Origin of the sequence: Pseudomonas sp. NPDC088368, assembly GCF_044753445.1 — a bacterium.
GTDB lineage: Bacteria > Pseudomonadota > Gammaproteobacteria > Pseudomonadales > Pseudomonadaceae > Aquipseudomonas > Aquipseudomonas bambusae.
This window is the reverse complement of the sequence record NZ_JBIVNG010000011.1, coordinates 1-16323: the sequence shown is the minus strand read 5'-3', so window position 1 is coordinate 16323 and position 16323 is coordinate 1. Positions and strand designations below refer to the sequence as shown.

Sequence of the window (16323 nt, the reverse complement as noted above, 5' to 3'; positions counted from 1 at the left end):
CGTTCGCTCATCTCAAGGAAAACACCATGAAACGTTTGACGCTTCTGACCGCCGCTCTGGCGTTGTCGGGCCTGGCCAACTTCGCCCAGGCAAAAACCCTGGAAACCGTTGCATCGTTCACCGTTATCGCCGACATGGTGCATAACGTCGGCGGCGATCACGTGCACGTGACCTCGCTGATCGGCCCCAATGGCGACCCACACGTCTACGAACCCACCCCCAACGACGCCCAGTCGCTGAAAAAGGCCGACGTGGTCTTCGTCAGCGGCCTGCACCTGGAAGGCTGGCTGGATCGGTTGATCACGGCATCGGGCTACAAGGGCGAACCGGTGGTGCTGTCCAACGGCATCATGACCCGCAGCATGGAAGAGGACGGCGAGAAAATCACCGATCCCCATGCCTGGAACAGCGCGGTGAACGGCGTCGTCTACGTCAGAAATATCATCAAGGCTCTACAGAAAGCCGACCCGGACAGCGCAGCCGATTACAAAGCCAACGGTGAGAAATACATCACTCAGTTGCAGGACATGGACGCCTACGCTCGCGCTCAAATCAACGCCATTCCCGTCGCACAGCGCAAAGTGCTGACATCCCACGACGCGTTCGGTTATTTCGGTGATGCGTATGGCGTGACCTTCCTGTCGCCCCTGGGCTTTTCCACCGAAACCGAAGCCTCGGCCGCGGACGTGGGCAAGCTGATCAACCAGATCAAACAGGAGCATGTCAGCGCTTACTTCTTCGAAAACTCTGGCGATCCACGCCTGGTACAGCAGATCGCCAAAGCCAGCGGCGCGCACCCTGGGGGCGAGTTGTACGTGGAATCGCTGTCCCCGGCGAACGGGCCTGCCACGACGTACGTGAAGATGTTTCGCTACAACGTCGACAAGCTGACAGCGGCGATGAAAGGGAAATAATCCCTCCGCGGCTCCTGCGGCGGAACAATCCCTCCGGTTCTGCCGCCGTGCATTTTTTCATCTGTGGGAGCGAATTCATTCGCGAGACGTTGGCACACCCGACACATCTCTATCGGCCGTCCGATTTTTCGCGAATGAATTCGCTCCCACAGGTTGATCTCACCGTTTCAGATATTCCACGACGCGTCGTTTTCAACCTCAATCCCATACCGGTCGATCACCTGCGCCGCGACTTCCGCTCCCAGTTTCCCCTCTCCCACCAACGCCGTCACCGCCGCCAGCACGATGTGGTAACGATCCACTTCAAAGAAGCTGCGCAGCCTCGCACGGGTGTCACTGCGGCCAAAGCCGTCTGTGCCCAGCACTGTGTAATCGCTCGTCACGTAGGACCCGATCAACTGCGGCACCGCTCGAACGTAGTCGGAAACCGCCACGATTGACGCGCCCGTTGGCAGGCATTCGTCGAGGTGGCTGACACGTGGAACGTCCCGGGGGTGCAGCCGATTCCAGCGTTCTACCTCACGCGATTCGCGCGCCAGCTCGGTGTAGCTGGTGACGCTCCAGACCTCACTTTCGATCTGCCAGTCCTGCGCCAGCAGATCGGCCGCTGCAATCGCCTCACGCAACAACGTGCCTGAACCGAGCAACCGCACCTTGCCGACAGCGCCCTCCGCCGAGCGCTCGTCAAACCGATACAGGCCGCGAATAATCGACGCCTCGACACCCTCCGGCAACGTCGGCTGTGCGTAGTTTTCGTTCATCAGCGTGACGTAATAAAACTCGTCCACATCGCGCTCCAGCATCTGGCGCATGCCGTGGTCCAGAATCACCGCAAACTCCCCCGCGAACGCCGGATCGTAGGCGCGGCAGTTCGGCACGGTCGACGCCATCAAATGACTGGAGCCGTCCTGATGCTGCAGCCCTTCGCCGCCCAGCGTCGTGCGGCCTGCCGTGGCCCCCAGCAGAAAACCGCGAGCACGCTGATCGGCAGCCGCCCAGATAAGGTCGCCGACCCGCTGAAACCCGAACATCGAGTAATAAATGTAAAACGGCAGCATGCGCAGGCCGTGGGCGGAATAGCTGGTTGCCGCCGCGACCCACGAACTGATCGCACCCGCCTCGCTGATGCCCTCCTCCAGAATCTGCCCGTTGGTGGCCTCGCGATAACTGAGGATCGAGCCGATGTCTTCCGGCTCGTAGCGCTGGCCCACGCTGGAGTAAATCCCGATTTGCTTGAACAGATTGGCCATGCCGAACGTGCGCGCTTCGTCGGCCACGATGGGCACGACGCGCGGGCCGAGCTGTTTGTCTTTCAGGAGATTGCCGAGCATGCGCACGAACGCCATGGTCGTCGACATTTCCTTGCCATCGGCTTGAGTCGCGAAGCTGGCGTACTGTTCGCGATCAGGCACTGCAACATTTTGCGCGACGTTGCTGCGACTTGGCATCGACCCGCCCAACGCCTGCCGGCGCTGGTGCAGGTAGCGCATTTCAGCGCTGTTTGCGTCGGGTTTGAGGAAGCTCAAATCGGCGGCTTCATCGTCGGTGAGTGGCAGATGAAAACGGTCGCGGAAATTGATCAACGCCTCACGATCCAGTTTCTTCTGCTGGTGCGTGGTCATCTTGCCCTGACCCGCCTCGCCCATGCCGAAGCCCTTCTTGGTCTGCGCGAGGATCACCGTGGGTCGGCCTTTGTGCAGCGTCGCAGCCTGATAGGCAGCGAAGATTTTCACCAAGTCATGACCGCCGCGTTTGAGCCGGTCGATCTGTTCGTCACTCAAACCTTCCGCCAGTTTGCCGAGTGCGTCGCTCTGACCGAAAAAGTGTTCGCGGTTGTAATGCCCATCCTTCGCCGCGAAGGTCTGAAACTGGCCATCGACGGTTTGCGACAGCGCACGCACCAGCGACCCATCGTGATCCCGCGCAAACAACGCGTCCCAATCCGAGCCCCAGACCAGCTTGATGACATTCCAACCCGCCCCGCTGAACAGCGCCTCCAGTTCGTCGATGATTCGCCCATTTCCTCGCACCGGCCCGTCAAGCCGCTGCAAGTTGCAGTTGACCACCCACGTCAAATTGTCGAGCCGTTCGCGGGCGGCCAGCGTCAGCGCCGACATGCTCTCCGGCTCGTCCATTTCGCCGTCACCGAATACGCCCCAGACGTGTCGCGTCGAGGTGTCCTGCAAGCCGCGATGCTCCAGATAACGCATGAACCGCGCTTGGTAAATCGAGCTGATTGGGCCAATGCCCATCGAGCCTGTGGGGAATTGCCAGAAGTCCGACATCAACCAAGGGTGTGGATAACTTGAAAGCCCACGCGCATTGGCCTTGGGCCCTCCGATTTCCTGACGGTAGTGAGCCAGATCGTTTTCGCTCAATCGCCCTTCGAGAAACGCCCGCGCATAAATGCCCGGCGCCGAATGCGGCTGGTAGAACACCAGATCGCCGCCGTCATGCCCGGTGTTAGCGCGGAAGAAGTGATTAAAGCCGACCTCGAACAAGTCCGCTGCACTGGCATAGCTGGCGATATGCCCGCCCAACTCGCCATAGGCCTGGTTGGCGCGGACCACCATCGCCAGCGCATTCCAGCGCATCAGCGAGGCCAAGCGCTCTTCGACGGCCAGATCGCCCGGAAACGCAGGCTGCTGCTCGACAGGAATGGTGTTGATGTAAGGCGTGCCCGGCGCCGGCTGCCAGCCGATCTTCGGACCACGTGCCAAATGAGTGAGCATGTCGAGAATCTCGCGAGCGCGCTCGGGCCCGGCATGCTCGACCAGCGACAGCAGCGCGTCATGCCACTCGGTCATCTCCAACTGATCGTCATGGTTTCGTTCGACAGCGGCTGCAGGAATGCGAGATACGAAATGGCTCATGGACACCTCCGGTTCAATGAGGAAAAGTCTATGCTTGCGCACGCAAATTTAATGACCGATTTGCCCGACACAATCGCTGATCGGCAGCATAAAAAACTCCAAAAACGGCAGACGAAAGCACGATGAACTTCGACAGCATTGATCTGAAAATCCTTCGGGAACTGCAACGGGACAGCAGCCTGTCCAACGTCGAACTCGCCAAACGGGTTCATTTGTCGCCCTCGCCGTGCCTGGCGCGGGTCAAGGCGCTGGAAGCGTCGGGCTGCATCCGCGAGTACGTCGCCCTGCTCGCCCCTGAACATTTGGGACTGCGCCTGAACGTGTTCATCTCCATCAGCCTGAAAGAGCAAAGCCGCGAGGCCCTGCAGAATTTCGAGCGCCGCGTGTGCGAGTGCGAAGAAGTGATGGAGTGCTACTTGATGACCGGGGATGCCGACTACCTGCTGCGCGTGGTCATGGCCGACATGCAAGCGCTCGAACATTTCATCATCGAACGCCTGTCGCCAATGCCGGAAGTCGAGAAAATCCGTTCCAGCCTGTCGCTCAAGCAGGTGCGCTACAAGACTGCACTGCCGTTGCGGCCATGACCCGCCGCCTGCGTGCAGCGAACGCGAGGACCTTCACACGCGGGTTCAGGTCCATCTTCTATGCTGCTCCTATTCGCCAGCACTGCACCTGCAAGGACAACTGATGACCGCACTCTCCTTCGCGCCGTTCCAGGACCTGGCTGACAAGCTGCTGCCGCACACCATTGCCGAACGGGCCGACGGCTCTCACGACGTCTCGCATCTGCATCGCGTCTGGACCAACGTCTGCGCCATTCGCAACAAAGAAGGGGGCGATCCCGAGATCCTGATCGCGGCCACCTTGTTGCACGATTGCGTGTCGGTGGAGAAAAACTCGCCCTTTCGCTCCAGCGCGTCCCGCCTGGCCGCTGCGAAAGCGGGGGAACTGCTGTCGGAAATGGGCTGGGACGAAGAACGAATCGACGCCGTCGCACACGCCATCGAAGCCCACAGCTATTCGGCGAACATTGCGCCCACCACCCTCGAAGCCCGCATCCTGCAAGACGCCGACCGCCTCGACGCCATCGGCATGATCGGCGTCGCCCGCCTTTTCTACGTTTCGGGCCGCATGGGCAGCCACCTCTACGACCCGATTGATCCTCAAGCGCGAAACCGAGAACTGGACGACAAACGGTACGCCACCGACCACTTCACAACCAAACTCTTCACCCTTGCCCAAGGCTTCCAGACGGCCACAGGAAAACAGATGGCACAGATTCGACACGAGCGCGCCGAGCGGTTTTTGCGAGAGTTTATGGAAGAGGTGGGAGCGCCCAAATGCTAAAAATGCACCCGAGGCTTCGTCCTCAATCGTCCACACAATCACAACAAATCTGAAATATTTCGACTGGATGTCATAAAGACATCACGGAACATCTCTATAACGAGGTCTCCGGTGTATTCGTCGATGAGATTCGAGTAGTGAAAAGGTCATTGCGTGGGTTGTTCCGTCCTTCGTCCAAGCCAGCGTTCCTGCGACGCTTTCGGATTGCTCAGCGTCTGGTGCTGTGTTTCGGCATCACCGCGCTGTTGCTGGTGGCGCTGGGCGTGTTCTGTCTATTGCAGATGCAGAGCATTCGCGATCAGGGCGCGGCGGTGGAAAGTGGCGCAATGCCGAGTATGGCCATGGCGGATGCCATCGCGATCGACCTGATCAAATTGCGCGGCGAGAGCGCTCGTCTGATTGCCAACGCGGACGATCCGGGCGCGGTCGTCAACAGCAAGATCAACGTCGAGCAACTGAAAAACGAAGTGGAGAATAGCTTTAGCGATTACCTCGCCCATGCGACTGACAGCACGGAACGCGACTCCATCAAGGCCCTGCAAGACGCTTACAAGGCGTTCATGCCGGGCCTGCATGACGAAATCGGCTTGATCGAACAACGCAAACTCGACGATGCACGGATGCTGCTCAACACGACATTGAGCTTGCAAGGCGACTTGATGGACATGCAGGTGCAATTGCTGCGTGAACTGAATAAACAAAGCGCTGCCGCCGCAGTGGACGGCGCGGGCAGTCGCTTCCAACAGACGCGCATCATCGCGCTCAGCGCCATCGTGATCGCGCTGGTGTTGACCCTGTTGTTGGCGTGGCGCTTGAGCGTGAGCATCATCCGGCCGCTGCGCCAATCGCTGCAGATCGCCAGCACCATCGCCGAAGGCGATCTGAGCCCGCAACCGATCCCGGAAGGCAAGGATGAAACGGCGCAGCTGCTGAAAATGCTGGGCCAGATGCGCGGAAATTTGCACGGCACCATCGATCAGATTTACGCAGCGGCCAGCCAGTTGAGCCAGTCGGTGCAGGAAATGGGCGCGATTGCCGAGGCCAGCGCCAAAAACCTGCAAGCGCAGAACGACGAAATCGAGCAGGCGGCGGTGGCGGTCAATCAGATGAGCCAGGCGGCGGTGGAAGTCGCTGACAACGCCAGCAACACGTCCACCGAATCGAAAGCGTCGAACGAAGCGGCCGCCGAAGGCCGCATGCGCCTGACGGGCACCATCGATTCAATCAGAGAGCTGACTGACAATGTGCTCGATTCGTCTCATCAGGCTGATGGTCTGGCCGAGCGCACACTGAGCATCAGCAAGATTCTCGAAGTGATCCGCGCCATCGCCAACCAGACCAACCTGCTGGCGCTCAACGCGGCGATTGAAGCAGCGCGTGCAGGCGAAGCGGGCCGTGGATTCGCCGTGGTGGCAGACGAGGTCAGGTCACTCGCGCAACGCACCAGCGCTTCGACCACTGAAATCGAAGGCCTGATCAACGATGTTCAAAAGAGCACTCAGGACACCGCTGAAACCCTGCGCGTCACTGCCGCCCAGGCCAGTCAGACACTGGAGCAAGCCGCAGCCACCAGTCAGGCGTTGACCGTGATCATCAGCTCAACCTCGACCATCAGCGACCGCAACATGCTGATCGCCAGCGCCGCTGAACAGCAAGCCCAGGTCGCCCACGAGGTGGACCGTAACCTGAGCAGCATTCGCGACCTGTCGACGCAATCGGCCTCCGGTGCCCAACAGACCACGGTGGCCAGCAATGCCTTGGCGATGCTGGCCACCGATCTCAACTCGATGGTGCAACGCTTCGTGCTCTAACCTTCCGGACTTCGTAGCAGCATGGCCTGTTGGCGGTGGCGACTTTCAAATCGTCAATGCCAGCAGGCCGCAATGCTAATGAGCGATTTCAGATTTAATGTATTTCTTGTCATGTCCAGATGTTTCATTATTGAAACACACCCGCGCAGACGGGTGCCCACGCCAACAAGGACATGAGCATGAAGAAAACCGCAGCATTGAGCGTTGCACTCACCGCTTTCGCTCTCAGCTTGACCGCCCACGCAGACGTCGACGTCAGCCTGGGCAGCAAGGACCGCGTCACCCGCCTCTTCGCGTATCCCAACAACTGTAACGTCATCTGCTTCCGTAACTGGACGCTGGAGCAGACGGTCCAGCATTACCTGACGCAAAGCGTTCAGCGCGACGGCTACCCGACCGCCAACGTCAGCGTGACCAACGACAACGATCAGCTGCACGCCAAGATCACCGGCGTACCGGATGGCTATGACAAGCCGCTAACAAGTCTGTTGAACGCGGGCGATCTGGCTTACGCCGGCGCGAGCAAACTCAACGCGGATGGCAAATTCGCCTATAACTGGTACCTGTTCCTGCCGCTGGGCATGGCGCTGGAAAATCGCAAAAGTGTCGAGCTGCTGCATTTCCCGCCCGATTATTCGCTGACTCAAGCCCAGGATTACCTGCGCTCGGCGACCACTGACCGCTGGGCCGAACTCCTGACCGATAACGGTATTCCAGCGGATCAGACCCCGGCGTATCAGACCATCATCGACATCGCCCCAATTGCTGCGCCGTCCAATGCAGGCAGCGATCTGGAAGGCGTCTACAGCTATTTCAATGACTACCAGACCACCATGGTCAAGGACGTCAGCCAGAGTTCGGCGGGCACCTCGCTGCCGATGGTCGCGTTCGGCGCGCCGGTGCGCAACTGGCTGAAAGCGCAGTACAACGTCAACGTGCCGGTGCTGGGCCTGGCGACGATCAGTCCGACGACGGGGCAGACTGTATCGGTGATCGGCTCCAACCACCCGAGCTACATCTGGTACGCGGCGGACAAAAGCAACTACGGCGGCGATGAGGCCAAGGCTGACGCAGCAGGTTTGAAAGTCATGGGGCAGGATTTGAGCGCCGCGTGCTGGCAGGCGGGGATGGGGCAGAAACCGGGTTCCGACGCAGCGGCCCTGTTGAGCCAGTGCACGACCAACTGGCAGGTGACCAACAAAGTCGAGACCTGCAAGCTGTTCTACACCTCGATTCGCAACCTGACGCCTGACCAGGCGGCTGCAAAATGCCGGACCGGTTCGGTGGGTCGGCAGCTGGATCAGCTGCGCAAGCCGTTGCCCGAGATGGTCAAAAAGCCCGCATAACCGCTAGCTGAAAACCTTACCTCCTGTAACAGTCCGGCTTGCCGGCGGTGGCGTTCTTGAGATCGTCACCGTCGGCAAGCCGTACTGCTACAGGGAATTTAGCGAGGTCACTCCCCCAACGGACGCAACCGATACTGCGGCGGCAACTGCTCAAAACCGCTGATCGTCGTGTTCAGGCTCTTCCAGCGTCCGTCCTTGATCCCGTAGATGCAGCCGTGGATCGACAGCTTCTGCCCGCGATGCCAAGCGTTCTGCACAATGCTGGTGTGACCAACGTTGGCCACCTGCTGAATCACGTTCAGCTCGCAGAGCCGATCAACTTGCTCTTCTTCGGTCGGCAGCTTGCTCAGCAACTCACGGTTCTCGTAATACAGATCGCGAATAGTCCGCAGCCAGCCGTCGATCAGGCCGAACTGACGGTCCTGCATCGACGCGCGCACGCCGCCACAGCCGTAGTGGCCGGTGACGAGGATATGTTTGACCTTGAGGACATCGACGGCGTACTGAATCACCGACAGACAATTCAGGTCAGTGTGCAGCACGACGTTGGCCACGTTGCGATGAACGAACAGATCGCCCGGCAGCATGCCGACGATTTCATTCGCGGGGACGCGCGCGTCCGAACAACCGATCCAGAGGTATTCCGGCGTTTGCTGACGGGCCAGCTTGGCGAAGAATTCAGGGTCTTCTTCCTTGATGGCGGCTGCCCAACGTTCGTTGTTATCGATCAGATCTTGTAATTCGTTCATACGTTGATGCCTCGGAAATGATGCCCAGCTATGACAGGCGCTCGACGGTCGGGGTCACGCCATTTCGCCACGACCGATGGAGAATCTGAGTGAATCTTCATAACGCCCCCCGGTCCACCTCATTAAGACCGCTCACAATGAGGATTTGCCATGAACGATCCACGCCGCCCTTTCGGCGCTACCCAGCCCGAACCCATCGACGATAACGAAGATCGCATGGGCTCGATGGAAGAGCTTAACTTCAATGACAGTAACGAACCCAGCGGACGGATCGGTGACACCATCCCTGCAGATGAGCTGGAAACGTACATTCCTGACGATCGCGTGCGGGAAGCGGGCATGACCGGCGCATCGACGGACGATCACAACCCGACAGACGATGACATGAGTCCTGAAACGCTGATCGACGAAGACGGCTCACGCTCGGCCCGCGAGCAGGGTGAAGGCGGCCCGGCAGACTTTGATTTGAGCATCGTCGACGAAGACGAAATCGGCGCGGGCGGCGGGCTGGATGAAGAGGAAATGGCGATTTTCGACCCGCTGGATGGCAAGCCGGAGATTTAACGCGTCTCTTCAGGCAGGTGAAACCCTGTAGGAGCGAATTCATTCGCGAGAGGCTGGTACAACCGATGTATATCTGTCGGCTCTGCCATTTTTCGCGAATGAATTCGCTCCCACAGGTGTAAGTGTCAATCCGTCAGGGTGCAGGCCATGACCAGCGCGTCTTCGCGGCCACCCACCGCCGGGTAGTAATCACGACGCCGACCCACCTCGTTGAAGCCGTACCGCTCGTACAACCGATAGGCCGACTGATTGCTCGCCCGCAGCTCAAGGAAGCACTCGCGGCCATTCATCTCATACGCGCGCTTCATCAACTGATCCAGCAACAACAGCCCCAATCCCCGGCCTTGGCTTTCCGGCTTGACCGTGATGTTCAGCAGATGCGCCTCATCGATGATCACGTTGATCACGCCATGCCCCACTTGCTGATTGCCTTCGAACATCAACCAGATTTCATAGGATTTGAGGCCGTCCAGAAAGATGCCCCTCGTCCACGGGTGGCTGAATGCCGCGTATTCAATCTTCAACACCGCATCGAGATCGGCTTCGGTCATGCGGCGAAACGTTACGGCATCACTCATTTACGCTCTTCCAACGTCCCATCAATTGACGCATGGCACGCCACACATCGGCCTTGCGCTGAGGCTCGTCCATCAGGAGTTCCAGACCCGGCAGCGCCCAGGCCGATCCCAGACCTTCGACCTGGAATTCAAGATTGTAGGATTCGGCGTCAACTTCCCCGGCAAAACGTATCGCCGGCAATCCGATCAGCCACAAACAGGTGCAAGGCTCCTCCTCCGTCCGGGCATACAGAAAACCCTGAACGAAATCACGAGCCGCCTCGGGGCCTTGATCCATCTGGCCGCGTACCAGCAGCGGCCAACGCACAGGCTCGCCGATGATCTGCGGACTATCAGGCAAACCGGCGGCGCGCAGCATGTCCTTGAGCAAGAGATAAGAAGGATCGCGACTCTGGAAAGGCTCGCCCGTTGCCAGCTCAACCAACAGCAAACAACTGCCCGCACGAAGCAATTGCAGCGAGAAGCGCGGCGGCGGCACAACCGGCGCTTTCACGACTTCCGGGGCTGGCTCGTCGTCCACCGGCTTGACGGCTGGTTTGGCAGCGGAGGAAGGACGAGGCATTTCGATCTTCGGCCGATCCACTGTGCGTGCCGCAGGGGCTGCGCCGTTCGGGCCCTCGTTGCGGGAGACCGCAGGGGCCACCGATGGCAGCGCCTGCGCAACCTCGTCCTCAAACACCGGCAACGGCGCGAGCAACTCCGGACGCGAAGGCGCAGCAAAAGGCAGATCGGTGCGCGGCAGCCAACTGACCACCTGCATGGCGGTCAAATAAGCGCGGCGGCGAGGCTCGTTGAGCAAGGGGCAGCCACCTGTGGATAAAGTCAGGACGGGGATTCTACAGACGTTCGAGACTTCACGCCGCAGTTGATCGACTGAGGGTGAAAACCAACCCCCGCGATGCAGTACAATCGCCGCTTTTATTTGCCAACCTGCGGCCCTCCGATGATCGAACCTAAGCGCGTCCTGCGCGCCCTTGCCGAACACTGGGCGCTTCTTGAGCCTCTGTGCGAGCACTTCGACCAAGGCACCCTGAGCCTGAGCGAACTGCGCCTGCAACTGGCCGCCCAGCAACTGGAAAGCACACCCCAGGACATCACCCACCTGCTGGACGTGTGGATTCGCCTCGATATTCTGGTTCCCGTGGCCAAAAGCCCGAACCGTTTCGAGCTGAACGCGCAGATCCACGATTTCCTGTCGTACCTGCGCCGCGAGCACCGCCTGGGCCTGTGCCTAGAGATCGAAGCCTATCTGCGCCATCTGGAGCGACTGGCCGGTTACATTCAGGAAGCGTTCGACGCCCGCGATGCCAATGACCTCGCCCGCCAGTTGCGCCTGCTCGACATGCGCGTGCGCGACGTGCTGAAAAAGCTCGCTAACGATGAACAGGCGCTGGTCGCCGTGGCCGAACGTGCCAAGACCAGCGACCGCCAGATCCCGCTGCGTCAGCGCTATGCCGAAGTGCTGGCGACCTGGGATGAGTACGTCGAGCCTATGATCCAGCTGGTCAACGCCGACGGCGCCTTCGAACAAGGCGTGCGCAAGGTCGAAAACGTCTTGCTACGCATGCTCACCGATCAGCAGCGCCTTGGCCACCTGGTCGACGACGACATGCTGCTGCGCACTCACGCGCGGATTCTGGAAATGCAGACCAGCGCGCAACTGACCCTGCGTCATGCCCGCGAACTGCTGCTGCCATTACGCGAAGAGGCGCGTCGCCACAACGCCGTGACCCGTGGCGCCGCGCTGGCCCTTTCGGCCATTCGCCGCAAGGGCATCGACGCCGTGCCCCAGGCCGCGATGCCGATGTTCACCCGTCCGCAAAGCACCTTCCTCGGCAGCGCAAACCAGGTAGAAGCTTACGTTTATGCTTTGGCCCGTTTCGAGCCGAAACCGGCACGCTTTCCCAAGGCCAACGTCACCCGCAAGGGCGAGCCGCCTCGGGCGCCGCGCACCGTCAAGGAAATGGTCGAGCGCTGCGAAGAGGCCCTGCCGATGCCAGATCTGATGGTCTGGCTGCTGGAGCAGGAGCCGACCGGCGCCACCGACGAATTGCTGTATTGGTTCTCGCGCCTGTCGCGGGAAAAACGCTTCAAACGCGAGCGTCTCGAACGCCGTGAATATTTGACCCAGGAGCACCGTGTCAGCCTGCGCTCCTTCGCCCTGCTCTCAAGCAAAGACGCCACCCCAGAGAATTCCGAGGGCACCGCCCATGCATCTTGATCTATCCGAACTGTCCCAGCTTGCGCCGATCTTTCGCGAGCTGTTCAAGGGCTACCACGTCAGCCGTCGCGACCCTGAGCTGTATGCGCAACTGTCCAACTTTCAGGACCAGTACCGCACCCTGTTCAAAGCGCTGGGTTTCGAGCTGATCTGCGACACTCGTGGCTTCTACTATTTCGTGCCGGACCTGGCCGCCGCGCAGGTCAACAAGACTGCACAGCGTCTGGCCTTGTTCACGTTCATCCTCGTCGAGCACCTGGCCGACCAGGGCCGCGACCCGGTGGCCGTTCTCGATGGTGGCAGTCTGGGCCGCGACGAACTGCCCTCACTGCTGGATAAATACCGCGACCTGTTCTTGCAAGCCGAAGTGCAGACCCAGGAAGAACTGGAAGAGAAAATCATGCGCCGCATGACCCAGCTCGGGTTTGCCTCCGAAGAAGTGGGTATCTATCGCTTCCTGCCGCCGATGCACCGATTTCTGGATGTATGTCTGTCGGTTCAGCAAGACCGCGACCTGGCCGCCAGCCTGCACAGCGACCTGCCATTGCCAACGCCGGTGCTGATCGACGACGACAGCGACGAGAAGCTGCTACAGACCGACGACCCGCTCGACCTGGCGGAATTTGACGACACCGACGAAAGCGAAGAGCAGGCCTTGGCTCGCGCTATCGCCGAAGAACAGGAACATGACGCATGAGCCAGGAACGCTATGGCATCCGCCGCTTCGCCCTGCTGAATACCGCCGGTTACAGCTTGGGCCTGTTCCCGCTGGAGCACCCGTTGTCGGTGTACGGCGCGAACAACCTCGGCAAGAGTGCTTCGATCAACGCACTGCAATTCCCGATTCTGGCGCGCATGTCGGACATGTCCTTCGGTAAATACAGCCTCGACCAGTCCCGTCGTTTCTACTTTGCGTCAGACACCAGCTACATCCTCGTCGAAGTCGCCCTGCCCCACGGTCCGCACGTCATTGGCGTGGTCGGTCGAGGTCCGGGCGGCGGCTTTGGTCACCAGTTTTTCGCCTATGCGGGAAAACTGGACCTCGCGCACTACCAGAAGAACGACACCTGCCTGCGCCAGAAAGAGCTGTTTACCAATCTGGAAAGCCAAGGCCTCAAAGCCTACGAGCTGAAACCGGACGAACTGCGTCGCTTGCTGGTCGGTGGACACACCTCGATCCCGCTGGACCTGACACTGATCCCGCTGCGCTCCACCAGCGAACAGAGCCTGAAAACGTTCCGCGCGTTGTTCATCAACCTGCTGCACATGCGCGAAATCACTGCTGCCAAGCTCAAGCAACTGTTCCTCGACGCGTTCGAGCACAGCCTGCGTTCCGGTAGCGTGGATTACATCGCCGCGTGCGAAGAAGCCTTCCGTGACGTACGTCGCATGGAACAGGACTACAACGCGCTGGTGCTCGCAGGTCCTTTGGTCGAAGCCCTGGCGAACGGCGTCAAACAGCGCGACATCCTGCGTGGCAAGTTGCATCGCCTGTCGCCCTTGCTGGACTCGTTGCTTGGCACATGGCAGGACTACTCCAACGCACGCAAGGAAGAGCTGGTCATTCAGGCCGAGCACTACCGCGGCGAGCAGGATGCCCTCCAAAACGATCAGCGCGGCGGCACTCAGGAGCTGATGCGCCTTGAGCGTGAGATTAGCGACCTGCAACGCTGGATCGGCGAATTGGCCGTGCTGAAGAACCGCTTTGCGCTGGTGGACGACGTTCGCGTTCTCGAACAGCAACTGCTGGCCGCCAAAGATGCCCACGACGAACTGGCCGGTGCGCTGGCACAGTCTCGTCAGTTCAGCGCTGAAGACCTGGACGAACGCCTGCGCGATCTGGAAAAGCGTCTGAAATCGGTGAAGCAGCAGCTCGATCATGCGGACAACAACAGCTACGCCCGACTGCGAGAAGAGTTCTCGCAACCGGACGTCGAACGCCTGATGCGACTGTTCAACAGCTCACTGTTTAGCCTGCCGCTCGGCGAACAAGGCATCGCGCTGGATGACGGTGATGCATGGGTCAAATCGCTGGAGGCCATTCTGGATGGCTTCAAAGGTGAGCGTTTTGAAGTGCCGGGCCTGTCGATCAACCTGTCGCACATCGAGCCTCCCGCGTTGCAGGCATTGGCTGACCGCGCAGCGTTGCGCGATCAGAAAGAGCGTCTGGAAAAAGAACTCAAGCAACTGAAAACCCAGCAGGCTGTTGCGGCAGACCGGGCGGCGAGCAAAACCCAGACTGAGGCCCTGTATCAGCAAGTGCTGGATGCGCAGAAAGCGCTGGAAGATTTCCGTCGCACCCAGACCCTGAGCGCCGAAGAAGGCGAGAAGCTGGAACAACTGGCTCAGATGGAAGCGGCGCAGGACGAACTCAAGCGTTCCAGCGATGCCTTCACCGAACGTGTTCAGCAACTGTCAGCGAAGCTGCAATTGGTAGGGCGTCAGATCGGCGATCTGGAATCTAAACAACGCACACTGGATGACGCCCTGCGTCGCCGTCAGCTGCTGCCTGCTGACTTGCCATTTGGCACGCCGTTCATGGAGCCTGTCGACGATTCGCTGGACAATCTGCTCCCCCTCCTCAACGACTACCAGGACAGCTGGCAAGGTCTGTTGCGTTGCGACGGTCAGATTGAAGCCTTGTATGCGCAGGTACGTTTGAAGGGGGTGGCCAAGTTCGACAGCGAAGACGATATGGAGCGCCGTCTGCAATTGCTGATCAACGCCTATGCGCACCGTACTGATGAAGCGCTGACTTTGGGCAAGGCACGTCGTGCAGCCGTCACCGACATTGCGCGGACCCTGCGCAACATTCGCAGCGACTACGACAGCCTTGAGCATCAACTGGCGTTGTTCAACCGCGAGATCAACCGACGCCAAGTCTCCAACCTGGAAAGCTTCCGCATCGTGCTGGCACCTAACAAAGAAGCGCTCAAGCACATCGACCAGATCATCCACAGCGCCGGTCAGTACGAAGAAGGCGAAACACTGTCGGTCTTCGACCTGAGCAACAGCGCAGAGCAAGACAACAAGAACGAAGAGGCCAAAGAGTACTTGGCGCGTCTGGTGGCAGCGAACCATAACCAGCTGGGTCTTAAAGATCTGTTCGAGCTGGCGTTCGAAATCACCAAGGTCAACGGCCAGCCGGTTATCCACACCGACATCGATGGCGCCGCGTCAAACGGCACGACCATGACCATCAAAGCGCTGACCAACATGTACCTGTTGCTGCACTTGATGGACCGCGATCTGGCCGGTCGTGTGCGCCTGCCTTACTACCTCGACGAAGCAGCAGACATCGACGAACGTAACCAGGCAGCGTTGCTGGAAACCAGCCTGCAATTGGGCTTCGTGCCAATTCTGGCGAGCGTTAAGCCGCAAGTGTCCGCGCATGTCGCGATCGACCTTGAAGGCGGCAGCAGCCCTGCGGGTATCTATATCGATGAAGCTGACTGGAAATACATTCGTCGTCGCGATGAAGTGAGTACGGTGAAGGCTGTGGAAGCGGCGGAGGCTGCTGCTGAATAGTCCTTATTCAGGTGGTAACGAAAAGCCCTGCAGCGATGCGGGGCTTTTTTGTGGGCGCAGTTCTATCTCGATGTAATCACATATCTCTATAGCAGTCCGGCTTCCCGGCGGTAGCGCCATTGAGATCGCAGCCATTGTCGAGCCGTGCTGCGACGTAAAGGAGTCGACCAACCTGTGGGAGCGAATTCATTCGCGAGACAGAGGTTCAGGACATGCATGTCTATCGTCTGTACGGGCCAATCGCGAATGAATTCGCTCCTACAGGTTCTCTCATAGGCGAGGTCGGGGCTGGCTTTTTTCCGCGCGCAAAAACAAAACCCCATCTGCTTTCGCAAATGGGGTTCTGGAATTTAATCTTGACGATGACCTACTCTCACATGGGGAAACCC

The 16323-nt window shown here is 59.6% G+C and carries 13 protein-coding genes and 1 pseudogene; 10 read left to right on the top strand and 4 right to left on the bottom strand.

Annotation, left to right across the window (positions count from 1 at the left end; all coding sequences use genetic code 11):
* Positions 1-26 precede the first annotated feature (26 nt).
* Positions 27-914, top strand: coding sequence for a metal ABC transporter substrate-binding protein (locus ACIQAL_RS23235; protein ID WP_401149837.1), 888 nt, complete (start codon positions 27-29; stop codon positions 912-914).
* A gap of 167 nt (positions 915-1081) precedes the next feature.
* Here the strand turns inward: ACIQAL_RS23235 and mdeB are convergent, their stop codons facing one another.
* The gene (gene mdeB / locus ACIQAL_RS23230; protein ID WP_401149836.1) at positions 1082-3787 is read right to left on the bottom strand and encodes an alpha-ketoglutarate dehydrogenase; all 2706 of its coding nucleotides are present in this window, start codon (positions 3785-3787) and stop codon (positions 1082-1084) included.
* 122 nt (positions 3788-3909) lie between these two features.
* On the opposite strand from mdeB, the gene ACIQAL_RS23225 reads away from it, so the two are divergent.
* From ACIQAL_RS23225 to ACIQAL_RS23205, 5 genes and pseudogenes are all read left to right on the top strand, one after another.
* The gene (locus tag ACIQAL_RS23225; protein WP_074759287.1) at positions 3910-4374 is read left to right on the top strand and encodes an Lrp/AsnC family transcriptional regulator; all 465 of its coding nucleotides are present in this window, start codon (positions 3910-3912) and stop codon (positions 4372-4374) included.
* A 103-nt stretch (positions 4375-4477) separates the two neighbouring features.
* Positions 4478-5137: an HD domain-containing protein gene (locus ACIQAL_RS23220; protein ID WP_401149835.1), complete on the top strand. Its 660-nt coding sequence runs from the start codon at positions 4478-4480 to the stop codon at positions 5135-5137.
* Positions 5138-5274: 137 nt separating this feature from the next.
* Positions 5275-6090 (top strand): annotated as a pseudogene (locus tag ACIQAL_RS23215) (MCP four helix bundle domain-containing protein); the annotation flags it as partial.
* The gene (locus ACIQAL_RS23210; RefSeq protein WP_371928644.1) at positions 6073-6948 is read left to right on the top strand and encodes a methyl-accepting chemotaxis protein; all 876 of its coding nucleotides are present in this window, start codon (positions 6073-6075) and stop codon (positions 6946-6948) included. The pseudogene ACIQAL_RS23215 and the gene ACIQAL_RS23210, both read left to right, overlap by 18 nt.
* Before the next feature lie 179 nt (positions 6949-7127).
* Positions 7128-8294, top strand: coding sequence for a hypothetical protein (locus ACIQAL_RS23205; RefSeq protein WP_401149833.1), 1167 nt, complete (start codon positions 7128-7130; stop codon positions 8292-8294).
* 107 nt (positions 8295-8401) lie between these two features.
* On the opposite strand, the gene can is transcribed toward ACIQAL_RS23205, so the two are convergent.
* Positions 8402-9043 carry a carbonate dehydratase gene (gene can / locus ACIQAL_RS23200; RefSeq protein ID WP_110949859.1) on the bottom strand — a complete coding sequence of 214 codons (642 nt, stop codon included), beginning with the start codon at positions 9041-9043 and terminating at the stop codon, positions 8402-8404.
* Between the two features lie 150 nt (positions 9044-9193).
* Between can and ACIQAL_RS23195 the strand changes: the two genes are divergently transcribed.
* Positions 9194-9607, top strand: coding sequence for a serine kinase/phosphatase (locus ACIQAL_RS23195; protein ID WP_401149831.1), 414 nt, complete (start codon positions 9194-9196; stop codon positions 9605-9607).
* Positions 9608-9732: 125 nt separating this feature from the next.
* On the opposite strand, the gene rimI is transcribed toward ACIQAL_RS23195, so the two are convergent.
* Together rimI and ACIQAL_RS23185 are read right to left on the bottom strand one after the other, a co-directional pair.
* Positions 9733-10185, bottom strand: coding sequence for a ribosomal protein S18-alanine N-acetyltransferase (gene rimI / locus ACIQAL_RS23190; protein ID WP_166598746.1), 453 nt, complete (start codon positions 10183-10185; stop codon positions 9733-9735).
* Positions 10178-10984 (bottom strand): energy transducer TonB, encoded by an 807-nt coding sequence (locus tag ACIQAL_RS23185; RefSeq protein WP_401150131.1) that lies wholly within the window; start codon positions 10982-10984, stop codon positions 10178-10180. The genes rimI and ACIQAL_RS23185 overlap by 8 nt, the downstream gene beginning before the upstream one ends.
* Before the next feature lie 144 nt (positions 10985-11128).
* On the opposite strand from ACIQAL_RS23185, the gene mksB reads away from it, so the two are divergent.
* The 3 genes from mksB to mksF are packed head-to-tail and all read left to right on the top strand — an operon-like array spanning position 11129 to position 15934.
* Positions 11129-12406, top strand: coding sequence for an Mks condensin complex protein MksB (mksB, locus tag ACIQAL_RS23180; RefSeq protein WP_166598745.1), 1278 nt, complete (start codon positions 11129-11131; stop codon positions 12404-12406).
* The gene (mksE, locus tag ACIQAL_RS23175) at positions 12396-13103 is read left to right on the top strand and encodes an Mks condensin complex protein MksE (protein ID WP_401149829.1); all 708 of its coding nucleotides are present in this window, start codon (positions 12396-12398) and stop codon (positions 13101-13103) included. The genes mksB and mksE overlap by 11 nt, the downstream gene beginning before the upstream one ends.
* Positions 13100-15934, top strand: coding sequence for an Mks condensin complex protein MksF (mksF, locus tag ACIQAL_RS23170; protein ID WP_401149828.1), 2835 nt, complete (start codon positions 13100-13102; stop codon positions 15932-15934). Before mksE ends, mksF begins: the two co-directional genes overlap by 4 nt.
* The last annotated feature ends 389 nt before the right edge of the window (positions 15935-16323 follow it).

What these genes read in the sequence shown, in the direction of transcription:
- ACIQAL_RS23210 (WP_371928644.1), top strand. Translation starts at nt 6,073, where the DNA reads ATGCTGGGCCAGATGCGCGGAAATTTGCACGGCACCATCGATCAGATT.
- mksE (WP_401149829.1), top strand. Translation starts at nt 12,396, where the DNA reads ATGCATCTTGATCTATCCGAACTGTCCCAGCTTGCGCCGATCTTTCGC.
- ACIQAL_RS23195 (WP_401149831.1), top strand. Translation starts at nt 9,194, where the DNA reads ATGAACGATCCACGCCGCCCTTTCGGCGCTACCCAGCCCGAACCCATC.
- mdeB (WP_401149836.1), bottom strand. Translation starts at nt 3,787, where the DNA reads ATGAGCCATTTCGTATCTCGCATTCCTGCAGCCGCTGTCGAACGAAAC.
- can (WP_110949859.1), bottom strand. Translation starts at nt 9,043, where the DNA reads ATGAACGAATTACAAGATCTGATCGATAACAACGAACGTTGGGCAGCC.
- rimI (WP_166598746.1), bottom strand. Translation starts at nt 10,185, where the DNA reads ATGAGTGATGCCGTAACGTTTCGCCGCATGACCGAAGCCGATCTCGAT.
- ACIQAL_RS23205 (WP_401149833.1), top strand. Translation starts at nt 7,128, where the DNA reads ATGAAGAAAACCGCAGCATTGAGCGTTGCACTCACCGCTTTCGCTCTC.
- ACIQAL_RS23225 (WP_074759287.1), top strand. Translation starts at nt 3,910, where the DNA reads ATGAACTTCGACAGCATTGATCTGAAAATCCTTCGGGAACTGCAACGG.
- mksF (WP_401149828.1), top strand. Translation starts at nt 13,100, where the DNA reads ATGAGCCAGGAACGCTATGGCATCCGCCGCTTCGCCCTGCTGAATACC.
- ACIQAL_RS23235 (WP_401149837.1), top strand. Translation starts at nt 27, where the DNA reads ATGAAACGTTTGACGCTTCTGACCGCCGCTCTGGCGTTGTCGGGCCTG.
- mksB (WP_166598745.1), top strand. Translation starts at nt 11,129, where the DNA reads ATGATCGAACCTAAGCGCGTCCTGCGCGCCCTTGCCGAACACTGGGCG.
- ACIQAL_RS23220 (WP_401149835.1), top strand. Translation starts at nt 4,478, where the DNA reads ATGACCGCACTCTCCTTCGCGCCGTTCCAGGACCTGGCTGACAAGCTG.